The following is a 14,127-nucleotide window of genomic DNA, read 5'->3' as shown; positions in this document are numbered from 1 at the left end:
AACTTAATAAAAAAATTCTTAATACGTGGAATAAAAATAGTTGTGGCTCGTTAACAGGATATAGACAACGGAAATCCTCACAAAGGTACATGAAAATGAAAGATGAGTTGACTGAACTCGTCCCGTCGTTGCGAAAATTCGCATACTCGTTGACGGGTAACATGCATGATGCTGATGATTTACTTCAGAACACCCTTGAACGGCTATTGAGTAAGCCGCTTCCTGAACAAGTTACGCTAATGGCGTGGGCATTTAGAGTGTGCCGAAATTGTTGGATAGACGAATATAGAGCGAAGAAAGTGAGAACCAACGCAACCGATGCACTTTCTTACGAAACGCAATCAGCAAATAGCAATACTGATCTGGATGACGCGGTCACTCAGACTATTACGCTAAAACAGGTATCAAGTGCCATGGACGAATTACCTTGTGAGCAAAGAGAAACCCTTTCCTTAGTTGCAGTACAGGGAATGAGTTACTCTGATGCTTCGGAAGTGTTACAGGTTCCTACTGGGACCATCATGAGCCGGCTTGCCAGAGCGAGAGCAAAAATATCAAATTTACTTAATGGCCAAAACGAGGTGTTATCGTGATCTTAACTGACGAAAAACTCTCTGCATTTTTAGATGGTGAGCTAGACACTGCTGAGATGGACCTGGTTCGTGAAGCGATAGCGCATGACGTTGCCATTTCTGACCGGCTCGCCGCGCTTGCTGAGGTCGATAGAGTGGTAAAAGCGGCGGCAGAAAAAGCGACAGCAGTGGCGTTACCTAAAGAAATAGTGGCACTTTTGAGTGATGAAAACCGCCAAAGCGATAAAAGTGAAGCACAGGCAACAGATGTTAGATTAGAGCGCGAAAGTACCACAGAGCAATATTCAACGGAAAATGTAACGCCGTTTCCGCAGAAGGCGAGCTCGATTAACAGTGCGCAGCAAAATCAGACAAAGTGGAAGGGACCCTTCGCCATTGCTGCAAGTGTGGCGGTATTAGCGGGCTTAGTGTTCTTTAATCAGCAGGGCGCTGAAACAACGCAGCCTACACATTGGGCAAACGTATCGTCGGTGCTGGACAGCAACCTAACTGGTGAAGCAACCACCTTTGACACAGGTGTTACGGTTACACCCCAGTTGTCTTTTGTAAATACGGATTTTAATTACTGCCGACAGGCTGAAGTGGCATCTCAAGATGAACTAAATGTAATGATCGCTTGTAAAGATAAACAAGGTGCGTGGCAGCTTGCCGCTAGCAAATTGGACGAGCTAGGTGAGAATGCAGGTCAATATCAAACCGCCACTAGCGCTAAAGTAATGGAAGAAGAGTTAGACAAAATGATGGCATCTGCGCCATTAAACCGAGAGCAAGAGAAAAACGCAATTGAAGCAACCTGGCTAGCTGACAAGGCCGAAGGAGTAAATGATGAAAACTAAAATTATGTTAGTACTTGCGGTATTAATTATGGCGGGCTGCGCCAGTCAACCCGATTATAGACAGGCCCAAAAAGGCGGCTTTGGCTACACGGAAAGTAAGTTGAGTGATACCCAATATCGCGTGCATTTCAAAGCGAAGGGGTCTGATAAAGGCAAGGCGATGGATTACGCCATGCTCCGTGCTGCCGAACTTACGTTATTAGAAGGTTACGACTGGTTTGTAGTGACTGACCGAGAGACCTTAGTAGATAAGGAGACCGTGCAAACCACACCTACCGCAGGCTTTAGCCAGCGATATGCACGGGTTACCGAGTGCGGTGTGCTCACTTGCAGAACGTCCTACCACCCTACTACCCAATTCGAAACGGGTGTATTTGTAGGGGGCTCTCAGCAAAGTGAGATCGAAAGTATCTTGAGCATTGAGATAGGCAAAGGTACGCGTCCAACGTCGGCAACGAGCTTTGACGCAAGGGAAGTTCGCGATAACTTACAGCCTAAGACGGAAGAGTGATAAAAAATCAAAGGGCATAACCTCCCTTGACTACGACACAAATAAAAAGGGCCGCTGCATTATGCAGCGGCCCTTTTAGTAGCAGTAAAGATTAACAACACAGTGATACCAGATTGTTATACTGCCAGTGTCTTAATTCATATAATGAAGACGGCGATTAATTAAAATAACCATCGACCTCTTTTTCAGCTTCGTCACGGCTTTTGCCATAAGCTTGTTGAATCTTACCTACTAATTCTTCACGTCGACCGTCAATTACATCTAGGTCGTCATCGGTAAGTTTGCCCCACTTTTGCTGCACCTTACCTTTCATTTCTTTCCAATTACCTTCAATACGATCACTGTTCATAACTTGCTCTCCTTATCCAAACAATTGGTTGAAAAAACTGGCGGAAAAATTGGCCAGTTATTTTCTTGGCAGCAAATGCTGTTCCATTGTGTAGGTATATGAAAGTATTGAATTTGTTGTTTGTGAAAATCCTGCCGCACAGTTGTTTTTTATGCAGAATTTACAAGTTCTTGCAAAGCCTACAGGAAGCATAGTCATCAACTAGGCCAATGTTTTAGCATACGCTTCACTGTCCTGCCTTTTTTCTATTTTATGTTGATCTTCGCTGCGGCCTTTCTTCCAGTAGCTGCTAATGTAAATATTCTCGTGCGCCACGGATTTTTCGTCCTTGAGCCATGCCCGAATCGCCCGCATATCAGAAAATTCACACGCCACCCAAACTGTGGGATTTCCGTCGAGCCAAGGTAACTGGTCGAGGCGGGAAGGTAAAGATTGCTCATGTTCCCATATCACCGTTACTCCTTCGGGCTTTTTAAGTGTAACCGCATCCTTTTCGTCTTCAATTTTAATCACGGCGTAGCCTTTGGTTTGCACAGGAAGCTCGGCGAGGTGATTTCTAATACTAGGAAGCGCTGTCATGTCGCCAGCCAACAGTATCCAATCATATTGCTCGCTGAGTCCCTTACTAGAACCGGGCCCTGCGAGCGTGATGATGTCGCCAGGCTTTGTACTTGTCGCCCATGCCGACGCAGGGCCAGTTTTACCACCATCGGCATGGATAACCATATCCAGAATCATTTCAGGCTTCTCTGCGTCAAAGTGCGCAACCGTATAGGTGCGCATTGCCACTTGGCTCGTATCTGTGGGGCGTTTCAGCGGGTTTCCTTCTAGGTCGAACATAAGTTTAATGTACGCACCTGCAGTAACCGAGGGAAAGGTAAGAAGGTCTTCCCCACTGAGGTGTACACGCTGCATATTTGGGGTAATTCGGACTGATTGGGTGACAATAGCTCTGCGAGGTTGCGGTTTAGACATTAGCTTACTCCTGTGATCTTGAGTAGTTATTCTATTTAGAAATAATTCTCATTTCCATTTCTAAAGGTGAAATGATCAGGATTGTTTAGTTCTATTTTTTAGATTAACTGACCGGTTTTGAGAGAAACTAATACAAATAAAATAGATAGGTGTACGTTGGATTAGCACTATAACAATAAGCGAGGAATACGCACTGGAAAAGGAAAGGTTAGAGCAAAAGAAAAGGGGCTAAAAAGCCCCTTAAAAAACCACAACATAACTTGGAAAACACATTTACACACCACAAAGACGCACACTCAACGACTTCATGTATAAGTTAAGATAGCCTAATTATAAAAAGGTTCCGCTTTTTTAAAAATAAAAGGTAAAAAAATAAATACCTTTGAAATAGGCGTATTCCTGTCACCTGTCAGGCTGGCATTAATTCGCTAAGGCCTGTTTAGCTTTGATGACGAATTGGGCCAAATGTATAGCAACGGTAAACAGGACCTAGCCAACGTGTCTTATTCTTCGTAATGTTATGTAGACGACGCATGTGGTTGCTGCGATTAGCGCTGACGCGATAGCGAACGGAAGCGCGATATCCAGTTGGTAAATGAAAGCTGCCAGTGGCGGACCTATTACGTAGCCCATGGCAGTAGTCGCTGTAATTAACCCAGTGATAGTGACTTGTTGAGAGGGGGCGCAGTAGGTCGTTGCTGCAGCTGCCAAAGATGGGTAGGCCATTCCCATACCTAAACCCATTAATGTCATGGCCGCATAAAGCATAAATAACGAATGTTGAAGAAAGAGCAGCAAGTAGGCTAAGCCCAATAGCGGAAGCGCGATAGTGATCATCGCTTCTTTGCTTATTCGGCCTTTTTGTACCCACCCAAATTGGGCTGTGAGAGACGCGGCAGCACTGACCATCATCGCGAAACCCACTTGCCGAGCAGCGTCTACGGGTGAATAGTCGTAAAAATCGATAAAAAAGAAACCCAGTGATTGCTGCATCATCGCCATTGCGCAAAATACACAAATACATGCAGCGACGAATACATAAGGTACTTTGCTAGGCGCTTGGTTATTGTCGCTAGTCTGCTGAGCGTTTTTTTGCTGAGACAAAGGCGGCAGAACAGGTAGCTTAAAATATACCAATGTAAGCGCCAGTAAGGTTAGCAACACGATGCTGTACAACGGTGCCAATAAGCCAAAACCGACTAAAAGCCCAGCGTAGGCGGGCCCCACAATTTGCCCTACGTTGCTTGCAGAGGTGACTTTGCTGATTGCACTTACTCGACTTTGGGGCGTACTGATGGCGACGGCGTAACCTACCGCAGAAGGCGGAGTTGCAGACATAATGGTTGATTGCAGACTTCGGCTTATCAACAATGCCAAAAACAAATTGGTGCCGCTTATAATGCCAGAAAATCCTGCCATCCATGCACTAGCGAAGGCAAATGTGCCCAAGCTATAACCCGACAGACCAACCATTAAAATACGTTTAAAGCCCGCACGCTTAGCGACCTTGCTCCACACATTCGTACCGAACGCAAAAATAAGTGCAGAGCTAGACATAATAGTGGCAATGTGGAATTCAGAAAGGTTCGCCTGTCGCCCCATAGAAGGGAGTGTGGTAAGCATTACGCTTTGGCCAACAGACGTAGCGAGCAACGCACAAAAAAGAACTCTAAAAACGATAGTAGATGCAGACGGCGAAAGCACGCAGGTAGCCCTTTTGGTAGGCGATAAAGAAACAAAGCAATTTTATCACAAATGAAGATAAAAAAATGCCCGCCAAAGGCGGGCCAAAATCAGAGGTATGTAAAGGCCGGGATGGGCCTTTGAGGGGAGAGGGTAGTCGTCGGATGACAACTCACTAATAACATCGACGACATTACCAGTGTCCTCACTATGGTCTCGCTGAAGCAACACACACGTACATTCAACGAATCCAAATTGGGTCAACAATCCCTTGCTGCACGAGACATCACTGTCGGTGCTTGCGATGTAGGTACTCAGAGCTTGTTTGCAATCCTTATGAAACAAGTGCCTTGCATCCTGCGAGTTTAATTAGGTTGTCTTTTACCTAACCTCATCATCGACCAGCAATTTAACGAATCTTCTACAGGCATCCATTAGCTACAATACTGACACATCCGTTTTTCCTTGGTGACACACTCCATGCACTTCCCATGTCGTCACCTTCAGTATTTGTCATCTACGCAATTTGGCCTCTCCGTCGCTAAAGCTATCCTAGCTACAAACTGCGTTCTGTATTTATCCGTTAGTCTAATGTATGCGTGATCTGTGCCAAACCTTAAATTCAATTTAGAATGATTTTAATTTACTGATTTTTAAAGATTATTTTTATTTTTGGACAGTGGGTAGCTCGTATTTGAAAAACTAAGGTTGAGTAGGTATGTAGTTTTTTCTCGGTGGTGTGTAGCGTTTTACAAACACTTTTCTTTTCTCTGTGTTACTCGTCGCATTGCTCTTGATCTTTTCTAAAAATACATTAGATTATTTATATATTAGAATAATCTAATTTAATACTGTGTCCCATAAACGCTGTGGCCCATAAATGTACCCATTGTTTTTGCTAACGCAGGTAGGCGTTGTGAAATGTTCTGCAGATCAAAGGTCATGGTTTGTGAAAGTGGAGCGCCACTCAACACGCCAAGGAAACACAGTGGATGGAGTTAAACCAGTCGTATCACGATTAGAGGGAATCAATGTATTTCCTAGTAGGAGTTCATAGCTATGTTCACGGCAGTTATTGAAAAATTACTGTTCCTCTCTACCCGGAAAGGTAAGTGGGTTTATGCCGCTTTACTGTTGGCTGTTGTCTTTTGCGCTTATCAAATGCGGCTAATTACGATAGACACCGACCCAGAGAATATGCTTGAATCCAATCATCCTGCCCGCGTCTTTCATAACGATGTGAAGCATACTTTTGCTATGCACGACGCGATAGTGGTGGGGGTTATAGCATCACCGGCCAATGACACAGCCACTCATAAAACTGCTTTAAGTACCAATAAAGGCATCTACACACCAAACAACCTGCAAGCAATAGACGGTGTTACCCAGCAAATATTAAACACTGAGGGGGTTATTGCTAGAGATGTCATGTCGTTCTCAACAGTGGACAATATTACTCAAGGTGACGACGGTGAGCTCAAGTTCTCTTGGATGATGTCACAAGCCCCATCATCGCAAGAGGAAGCAGATTACATTGCCAATGCTATTGCACGCCTTCCAATGTTACAGGGGAGCCTGGCTTCTTCATCACACAATGCTGCGGCTATCTATGTGCCCATTAAAGATAAAAATGAGAGCTTTCGTATTGCGGAAGACATTCGTGCCTATATTGGCGCGAATACAATAAACGAAACATTGCAGTGGCACATAACAGGACTCCCTGTTGCTGAAGATCAGTTCGGCGTTGAAATGTTTATTCAAATGGCAATTTCAGCGCCAGCTGCGGGACTAATGATTTTTATCCTCCTCTTTGTCTTTTTCCGCAATTTTACGCTGATTACCGCCCCGATGGTGGTGGCAATGGCAACAGTAATTATCACAATGGGGGCGCTAATCGGCTTAGGTTTCACTGTGCACATCATGTCATCGATGATTGCCATATTTTTGATGCCTATCGCTGTTGTTGACTCGGTGCATATATTGTCTGAGTTTTCAGACCGCTATAAACCAGGTCAAAAGGCCGATGAAGTGATTACCACAGTGGTTGAACACCTATTTCAGCCGATGCTGTTTACGTCGCTGACCTCTGCGGCAGGGTTCTATTCACTTATGCTAACTCCCATTCCACCCGTACAGATTTTCGGTGCTTTCATTGGCTCAGGTATTCTGTTGGCTTTCGCTATTACGCTTACCTTTATACCTGCTTATATATCAAGAATGTCGCCAGAGGCGCTCGCAAAATTGCAGTCTGCACTGCACGCCGATGCCAATACCTCATCAATGAAAACAACATACTTACAGCGATTTGTGTACGGTATTCGCACCTTGGCGCTAAATTATAAAGGGGCATTACTCGTTGCGTTTATGGTGATTTCAGCGGTATCAGTGTGGGGTATTTTCCAAATACAAATTAACGACAACCCTGTGCGCTGGTTTAAAGAAAATCATGAAATTCGCGTAGCCGATAAGGCGCTTAATAAGGAGTTTGCGGGTACGTACAACGCGTACATTGTTATTGAAGATACCCGCAAGCTGAAAAGTGCACGTGAAATACTGCTAAGTGCAGTGTTGCCCCCTTCATTAGATGAATGGCGTGAAACAACCCTCGATACACTAAACAATGAAAATGCCGGCAATAATTTTGAGACTCTCGCATTTGCCGTCGATGATGCATTATTTGGTGATCTTGATAGCGACGAATATGACGCTTTAAATCAATTGCTTTCAAGCATTGATGAAATTAAAGGCACAAGCAAAACGTTTCAACAGCCCGATAATGTAGCGCTGCTTTCAGACCTGCAAAATTACCTAAGCACTCAAACGCTGGTGGGTAAAACTCAGTCCCTCAGTGATGTGATTAAAGTGGTTAACCGAGAGCTGCATTCGGGCAATGACAGCGACTACGAGTTACCTAATACTCAGCCGGCGATAGCACAGACGCTCTTGCAATATCAGTCCTCTCATAGGCCTCAAGACTTGTGGCATTTCGTGACACCAGACTATCGTAAAACCTTGGTGTGGCTACAACTATCCAGTGGTGACAACCAAGATATGACAAAGGTAATTGAGTTAGTCGAATACTACTTCGCTCAACACCCACTGCCTGATGGCCTGACATATCAATGGGCAGGTAAGGCATATCTAAATGTGGTATGGCAGGACAACATGGTTGCAGGCATGTTAGACAGCTTACTTAGCGCCTTCATTATTGTTTTTGTGATGATGGTATTGCTGCTGCGCTCACTGATATTCGGTGTATTAGCCATGCTGCCCCTTACTATAACTATCACCTTTATTTACGGTGCTATTGGCATTGTAGGTAAAGATTACGATATGCCTATTGCCGTGCTTTCAGCCCTGACATTGGGTTTGTCGGTAGACTTTGCCATTCACTTTCTGGCTAGAGCCAAAGAGATTTACAAGCAAACGGCTAACGTGAGTAAAACGTTTGATGCCATGTTTGAAGAGCCTGCTAGCGCTATTACTCGTAATGCGCTGGTCATCGCGCTTGGCTTTACGCCGCTGCTTTTAGCACCACTTGTGCCTTACATCACCGTGGGCATTTTTCTGGCAAGTATCATGTTTATTTCAGCACTCGTTACGCTGCTGGTGTTGCCAGCTGCTATGACGTTGCTTAAACGTTGGGTTTTCAAGGAGGCCTAAAATGCGTATTTCCATATTATCAGTGTTCATGTGGCGTCGACCAAAAATACGAAACCTTCGAAGCATGTTCACGGGCCTTGTTGCGCTATTACTTATATCGGGTAATGGATTTGCTCAAGCCTTGGCAACCCAAAGCGACGAAAGCAGCAGTAGTATCGATGTTGCTGAAATCGTTAATAAGGCTGAGCAGGCGGCGTACTACGCGGGCAATGACGGACGTTCAATGGCGAGAATGCTCATTGTAGATGAGCAAGGTCGAAAGCAAATGCGTCAGTTTACTATTCTGCGCAAAGATGTGTTGAATGAGGCAGGCGCCGACACCGGCGATCAACGTATGCTGGTTTTCTTTAGCCGTCCTACTGAAGTTGAAGGTACGGTATTTCGCGTTGAAAAGCATGCGGCGCTTAATTCTGATGACGACCGTTGGTTATATTTGCCGGCTTTAGATTTAGTAAAGCGAATCGCCGCAGGCGATAAACGTACATCGTTTGTTGGTTCTCATTTCTTCTATGAAGATGTTTCCGGCCGCGCAACGGCCCAGGACAGTTTTGAGCTGCTTGAACAAACCCAAACTCATTATCACTTAAAAGCAACGCCCAAGGACACAGCGCTCGTTGAGTTCAGCCACTATGTAGTAGAGATAGACAAAGACACTTATTTGCCCACCTTAATTAACTTTTATAAGGGTGACAATAACTACCGCCGCGTTGAAGCTTTAACTATTGAGACTATACAGGGCAATCCTACTGTGGTGAGAAGTAAGGTGACGGACCTTGCATCAGGTGGCTATACCCTTATGGAATTCAGAGGGATTGAATACGACATAGGTCTTCCAGATAGCATATTTAGTGAGCGTAGCCTTCGTGTGCCACCGCAACGCTATATTAAATAACACAATCTTGAAAAAGGAATCTAGCACGGTGCGCTTGCCTAAATTACTAGCTCCATCCATATGGATAACGCTGCCTAGCCAAGCCTATGGTCTTTCTGAGTGGGTTAAAAAGCAATGGAGGGCGCACGCTTTACTCGCGCCGATTATTCTCACCTTTGCGCTCACGGCTGTAGTAAGTCTTCCATTAAACGCCCAGACAATGGGTGTTGAAACACAGAACCAAAAAGACCCGTTGAAAAGCGGAGTAAAAGAGCGGAAAGCTAACGCAAGCGACGAGTGGGACAGCGTGTGGCCTGAGGAGGATAATGTCGAATCAGGTGACGATTGGAGCGATAAGTGGGATGACGAATGGGGCACTGACAGCAAAAGTAAGCTTCGTATTTCTGGTTTCGCCGAGCTCGCCGTAGGAAACCGTTTTTCCCGTGACATGGCTACCGCGTTTGGCAGTCAGAATTCACAAATGAACGAGAGTTTTCAAGCAGCTAACGCGCCATCCGTGTTAAATAACAGCACATTGCGCGACGCCAGAGTTCAACTTCGCGCAGACTATGCATTAGACAGTTCCTCCATTTCCAGTAAAGCCGACGTTTGGTATGACGGCGTAACGTCGTCGTGGGAATCACAACTTCGCGAACTGGCATGGCAAGGTAGCTTAAGCAGTATTCTACCCAGCGCTTTAGTCGGCACGGGGGACTGGGCAAATGCATTTGACATTAAAGTCGGTAAGCAAGTGCTGACTTGGGGGACAGGGGATTACTTGTTCTTAAATGATCTCTTCCCTAAAGATTATCAGTCGTTCTTTGCAGGAAGAGAAGACGAATACCTTAAAGCGCCGAGTAATGCATTAAAGGTGTCGGGCTACACGGATTTTGCCAATGTAGATTTAGTCGTCACACCTGAATTTGAGCCTGATATTGGTATTACAGGCGAAATATTTTCTTTTTACAGCCCGCAATTGGATGAAAACATTGCCCCTTCGTTTTCTGTTGAACGTGATAATCGCCCACGAGGAAGTGAGCTTGCCTTAAGGGTGTATAAATCTGTTAAGGGGATGGAGATTGCAGGCTATGGTTACACCGGTTATACAAGGCAGCCCACCGCGACAGATTCTCTTGGAAGACCGCGCTACAGTAAAATGAATGCCTATGGCGCAAGTGTTGTCGCGCCTCTGGGGCGGGGGATAGCAAATGCGGAATACGTTTTCTACAACAGCCTTGAAGACATGGATGGAAGTGACGGGCAAATAGCGAATGATCAAAGTCGTTTCTTACTAGGCTATAGCCAAGAAATTGCCGCAAATCTTACCGGTGGTTTCCAGTGGTACACCGAGTACTTACACAATGCGGATGGCCTAAATAGAACAGTCTCGTCTTCTGAGCGAGTTCAAGAAAAATACCGCCATTGGGTGACGACCCGTTTAACGTGGTTAGCACTTCGTCAAACACTGACGTTAAATACTTTTCTGTTTTATTCACCCAGCGATAGCGACGGATACCTAAAGACTACAGTGGCTTATTCGCCCACCGACAAGTGGCAAGTGAGAGCGGGGGTGAATGTCTTTTCAGGTAAGGATAACTATACGTTTTGGGGGCAGTTTGAAGACGCAAGTAATGCGTTTATTGCCTATCGATTTTATTTTTAATCTCTTCCAATATTTAAGGATTACGTTATGTCTCAGGAAAAAGCATTAACCGTCTTCGCAGGGCTCATGGTGTTGTTGTCTGTATTACTAACCCATTTTGTTCATGCAAACTTTATGTGGCTTACCGTGTTTATTGGCGCAAACTTGTTCCAACAGAGCTTCACTGGCTTTTGCCCAGCAACGCTATTTTTTAAACATGTACTTGGGCTTAAAAGTGAACGGGAGTTGGCGTGTCCTGCAGACACTTCTACTTCTCGATAGAAAGCCGCTGACTTCTATAATCAAACGAGCGCGCTGGGTATACTAGCTTATTCAACAGTGTTAAATAAGCTAGTTGCCCCGGCTACTCTAGCTTCGCTCTCTACCAAGATCCATACATGGGGTTTGGCAGAATAAAAATCTCTGTGCCCACTCGTGGCATGAGTGACTGAACGTTGGCAGATTCTTGAGTTACGCCGCCTACATCTTCAATGTTGTCCCCAATTTGCATGATAATAGTGTGAGGCACAGCCCACGTAGACGTCGCGTCTTTAGACGTATTTGAACATGCGATCTTGCCTTGGGTAAGCTGCATTCTGCGCAAGTCCTTGTCATTAACCATACCTTCTTGGCCTACCGCTTCTTTGTCTTCAGCAGTGCGGCCAACAACACAGGTATTACTCGTGGTAAGCGGTAAACCTTGCGCCAAGAGGTTATTCCACGTGTGACTATCAAGTGTTTTATCGCGATTCGTAATAAGCGCCACCTTGCCATTTCGTGCAACAACTTCATCGATGAAAGCGGCTACTCCCGGTACCAGTGTAGCCTCTTCACGCTTTACCCAATCAGCCCAGCTTTTTGACGAGTAGCCCAAACCTACGCTTTCGCGCTCTTTCTGGTATGTGCTGTTATCTAATACAGTTTCATCAACATCCATAACCACAACGTCGCCATCGGCAAAGCGCGTAGGTAGTGCTGCAATAGCTTGGTTATACACAAAGCTGGAAAGAACAGGGTACTCTTTGCTGCTGGTTTGATACACCACGGCGTTCGAAAGGGTATGTGTTTTTACACCAGCAAGCGGGGTTGATGGCGTAGACGAGCACGCCGCAATAGCTGATACTGCAGCGCCTATGCACGCTGCTTTGCTGATGTAAGAGAGTTTGTTAAGAGATAACAATGTTATTTTCCTTTTATCGTTTTTTCTGCCTAAGGGTTTCAACACCATAATTACCCCTGAACTTATCGATAAACTGGGCCTGATATTTCAGCAATGGCGTCGTGTGCATGCAGACTTTCTTGATGTTCTACTTTTACACGAAAATAGGTAGCTTGGTAATACGTACTTAACGCTTCATGCAGTCGCCTTACCGAATCTTCTACAAACATTAGGTTTTCAGCATTACGCTTGGCAAACGCCTGTTCATCTTCACGCTTAACTGCGGTTTGAAGCGGTGTGCCTAACGCGTTTTCTATCAGGTCAATAATACCAATAAAATCGGGGATCTCGTTGTCGCTTAAATCTAGGGTTATATCGGCAAAGGAACGCTGTGCATGCGCCGTGGCGATGCTGGCTTGTTTAGAAGCGAGCCAAGCGCCCATTTCTTCTACAGATAAACCTTTTCCTTCGAATTGCTGCACAAACACTTCTGATAACGCCTTGCGAGAGAGGGAGGCCGAGCAAGGACAAGTACTAGAGTACGGTACTCTTAACTTAAGCTGTGCCTCATAACGTTCAGGTGAACGCCTTACGCAAAGTGAAGCAGGGTACGATTGATATCCTGACATCCTACTTATGAGCGCCGGACGCGACACTGTGAGGTCAAAGTGTAAATTAAGCTGGGCGCTGTTGCTCAGCCCATCTTGAGACTCGATAAGCGAGTTCATTAACGATACAAGCGCCGACTTATGCAAGTATTGGTTGCTCAAATACCGCTGCAGCAGATTGTATAAACGAGACATGTGAATACCTTTGGCATTGGGATGATCTAAACTTACTGTTACATCAACCGTAGCCTTACTGGCTAAGCGCTCACCGCGTCTACCTAAGATGTGTAGGGGTATGGCAATGCCCTGCATACCAACTTTATCAATAACCGGAACTTGCGCAGTAGATTGCTCGGTGGTGACATCGGGAAGTACCGTATTGGGAGAATTGAAACTGGCCAAAATTACCTCTGAATGAGCCCTTAACAACGACTTACATCACTATCTTTTAAAAAGCAGCTCGCTTTTGATGAAGTAATGAAACAATAGGTGATGGGGTTGTGCTGTGCTTTGCGCAAATAGCAATTCGCACTTTTGATGCTACAGAACATTTGTTAGATATTTAATTCACAGCGCTACTGACCCTGCCACACCCCTTGAGTGTTATAATATAACATTTAAATTGTTTGATTGATACATTATCACACTTTAAGTTTGCAAAGAGCCTGACAATAGCGCTGTTTTAAAGCGCCATTGGCGTATGACGTTAATCGCCGGAAAAGCTGAAGCTCAGATTATTTAATGGGCATCAGGCTCAACTTTTAAAGCTACGCAAAATCCAGTAAGTCAGTACCAAAAAAGTTATCAATGACACAGCGCCATTCTCCACTTCCATCCCTTTGCAGAACATAAACGGCGCGCTTACCCTCGCAGGGTAGGGCGTTGGGTGTTGCTTTGGGAACAAGGTAAAGCTTCGCGACGACTAGCGCTACGTCACCGGCTTGTATAACCCGTTCATCTCCGGTTGTAACAAAATGATCGGGCATGAATTTCTTTTGAAATTTAAGCAGGGCTTCAACGCAGTCGTGCTGCGTGGCATGTTCTTCAGCGGCTTGGTTTTGCGTTGAGCTGGACATAGGGGTCGCGACCACTGTTGCATCGCTAGCATAACATTGGGATAAGGCGTCTTGATCGCCGCGGTTTACTGCGTCATGCAACTGTTGTAACACGTGAGATATTGGATTGTTCATGGCTGTCGTTCCGTTATTTTTACCGCAAGACGAGCCAATAAAAAACC

Annotated in this window: 13 protein-coding genes; 7 read left to right on the top strand and 6 right to left on the bottom strand. The window is 45.3% G+C overall.

Translation table 11 applies throughout. From position 1 onward, the window contains the following. Window positions 1-95: 95 nt before the first annotated feature. The 3 genes from MHM87_RS02665 to MHM87_RS02655 are packed head-to-tail and all read left to right on the top strand — an operon-like array spanning window position 96 to window position 1,940. A complete protein-coding gene (locus MHM87_RS02665; protein WP_239257699.1) occupies window positions 96-593 on the top strand; it encodes an RNA polymerase sigma factor in 498 nt (165 codons plus the stop codon). Beyond that, window positions 590-1,429, top strand: a complete 840-nt coding sequence (locus tag MHM87_RS02660; RefSeq protein WP_239257698.1) for a DVU3141 family protein — start codon at window positions 590-592, stop codon at window positions 1,427-1,429. Before MHM87_RS02665 ends, MHM87_RS02660 begins: the two co-directional genes overlap by 4 nt. Then, window positions 1,419-1,940: a hypothetical protein gene (locus MHM87_RS02655; protein WP_239257697.1), complete on the top strand. Its 522-nt coding sequence runs from the start codon at window positions 1,419-1,421 to the stop codon at window positions 1,938-1,940. Before MHM87_RS02660 ends, MHM87_RS02655 begins: the two co-directional genes overlap by 11 nt. 157 nt (window positions 1,941-2,097) lie before the next feature. Here the strand turns inward: MHM87_RS02655 and MHM87_RS02650 are convergent, their stop codons facing one another. The 3 genes from MHM87_RS02650 to MHM87_RS02640 all read right to left on the bottom strand — a co-directional run bounded on the left by MHM87_RS02650 (window position 2,098) and on the right by MHM87_RS02640 (window position 4,968). Beyond that, window positions 2,098-2,289, bottom strand: coding sequence for a CsbD family protein (locus MHM87_RS02650; RefSeq protein ID WP_014951177.1), 192 nt, complete (start codon window positions 2,287-2,289; stop codon window positions 2,098-2,100). A 201-nt stretch (window positions 2,290-2,490) separates the two neighbouring features. Then, the gene (locus MHM87_RS02645) at window positions 2,491-3,264 is read right to left on the bottom strand and encodes a siderophore-interacting protein (RefSeq protein WP_239257696.1); all 774 of its coding nucleotides are present in this window, start codon (window positions 3,262-3,264) and stop codon (window positions 2,491-2,493) included. 489 nt (window positions 3,265-3,753) lie between these two features. After that, a complete protein-coding gene (locus MHM87_RS02640; protein ID WP_239257695.1) occupies window positions 3,754-4,968 on the bottom strand; it encodes an MFS transporter in 1,215 nt (404 codons plus the stop codon). Between the two features lie 1,038 nt (window positions 4,969-6,006). Here MHM87_RS02640 and MHM87_RS02635 point away from each other — a divergent pair. Genes MHM87_RS02635 through MHM87_RS02620 form a run of 4 tightly spaced genes read left to right on the top strand, consistent with a single transcriptional unit; the run spans window position 6,007 to window position 11,405 of the window. Then, the gene (locus tag MHM87_RS02635) at window positions 6,007-8,610 is read left to right on the top strand and encodes an MMPL family transporter (RefSeq protein ID WP_239257694.1); all 2,604 of its coding nucleotides are present in this window, start codon (window positions 6,007-6,009) and stop codon (window positions 8,608-8,610) included. 1 nt (window position 8,611) lies between these two features. Beyond that, window positions 8,612-9,502 (top strand): outer membrane lipoprotein-sorting protein, encoded by an 891-nt coding sequence (locus tag MHM87_RS02630; protein ID WP_239257693.1) that lies wholly within the window; start codon window positions 8,612-8,614, stop codon window positions 9,500-9,502. A 28-nt stretch (window positions 9,503-9,530) separates the two neighbouring features. Further along, window positions 9,531-11,144, top strand: coding sequence for a hypothetical protein (locus tag MHM87_RS02625; protein ID WP_239257692.1), 1,614 nt, complete (start codon window positions 9,531-9,533; stop codon window positions 11,142-11,144). A 27-nt stretch (window positions 11,145-11,171) separates the two neighbouring features. Further along, on the top strand, window positions 11,172-11,405 hold the full coding sequence (locus MHM87_RS02620; protein ID WP_239257691.1) for a DUF2892 domain-containing protein: 234 nt from the start codon (window positions 11,172-11,174) through the stop codon (window positions 11,403-11,405). Between the two features lie 100 nt (window positions 11,406-11,505). Here the strand turns inward: MHM87_RS02620 and MHM87_RS02615 are convergent, their stop codons facing one another. The 3 genes from MHM87_RS02615 to MHM87_RS02605 all read right to left on the bottom strand — a co-directional run bounded on the left by MHM87_RS02615 (window position 11,506) and on the right by MHM87_RS02605 (window position 14,080). Then, window positions 11,506-12,303, bottom strand: coding sequence for an HAD family acid phosphatase (locus MHM87_RS02615; protein WP_239257690.1), 798 nt, complete (start codon window positions 12,301-12,303; stop codon window positions 11,506-11,508). A 62-nt stretch (window positions 12,304-12,365) separates the two neighbouring features. Then, entirely contained in the window at window positions 12,366-13,292 is a 927-nt protein-coding gene (gene folE2 / locus MHM87_RS02610) for a GTP cyclohydrolase FolE2 (protein ID WP_239257689.1), read from the bottom strand. 365 nt (window positions 13,293-13,657) lie between these two features. Continuing rightward, window positions 13,658-14,080, bottom strand: coding sequence for a DUF4440 domain-containing protein (locus MHM87_RS02605; RefSeq protein ID WP_239257688.1), 423 nt, complete (start codon window positions 14,078-14,080; stop codon window positions 13,658-13,660). Window positions 14,081-14,127 lie beyond the last annotated feature (47 nt).

Source organism: Alteromonas sp. Cnat3-28, from assembly GCF_022348265.1.
Taxonomy (GTDB): domain Bacteria; phylum Pseudomonadota; class Gammaproteobacteria; order Enterobacterales; family Alteromonadaceae; genus Alteromonas; species Alteromonas macleodii.
This window is presented reverse-complemented; position numbering and strand designations above follow the sequence as displayed.

Bases quoted from the DNA above. Each gene is read 5' to 3' on its own strand.
- MHM87_RS02620 (WP_239257691.1), top strand. From the start codon at position 11,172: ATGTCTCAGGAAAAAGCATTAACCGTCTTCGCAGGGCTCATGGTGTTG.
- MHM87_RS02605 (WP_239257688.1), bottom strand. From the start codon at position 14,080: ATGAACAATCCAATATCTCACGTGTTACAACAGTTGCATGACGCAGTA.
- MHM87_RS02650 (WP_014951177.1), bottom strand. From the start codon at position 2,289: ATGAACAGTGATCGTATTGAAGGTAATTGGAAAGAAATGAAAGGTAAG.
- MHM87_RS02630 (WP_239257693.1), top strand. From the start codon at position 8,612: ATGCGTATTTCCATATTATCAGTGTTCATGTGGCGTCGACCAAAAATA.
- MHM87_RS02645 (WP_239257696.1), bottom strand. From the start codon at position 3,264: ATGTCTAAACCGCAACCTCGCAGAGCTATTGTCACCCAATCAGTCCGA.
- MHM87_RS02655 (WP_239257697.1), top strand. From the start codon at position 1,419: ATGAAAACTAAAATTATGTTAGTACTTGCGGTATTAATTATGGCGGGC.
- MHM87_RS02665 (WP_239257699.1), top strand. From the start codon at position 96: ATGAAAGATGAGTTGACTGAACTCGTCCCGTCGTTGCGAAAATTCGCA.
- MHM87_RS02635 (WP_239257694.1), top strand. From the start codon at position 6,007: ATGTTCACGGCAGTTATTGAAAAATTACTGTTCCTCTCTACCCGGAAA.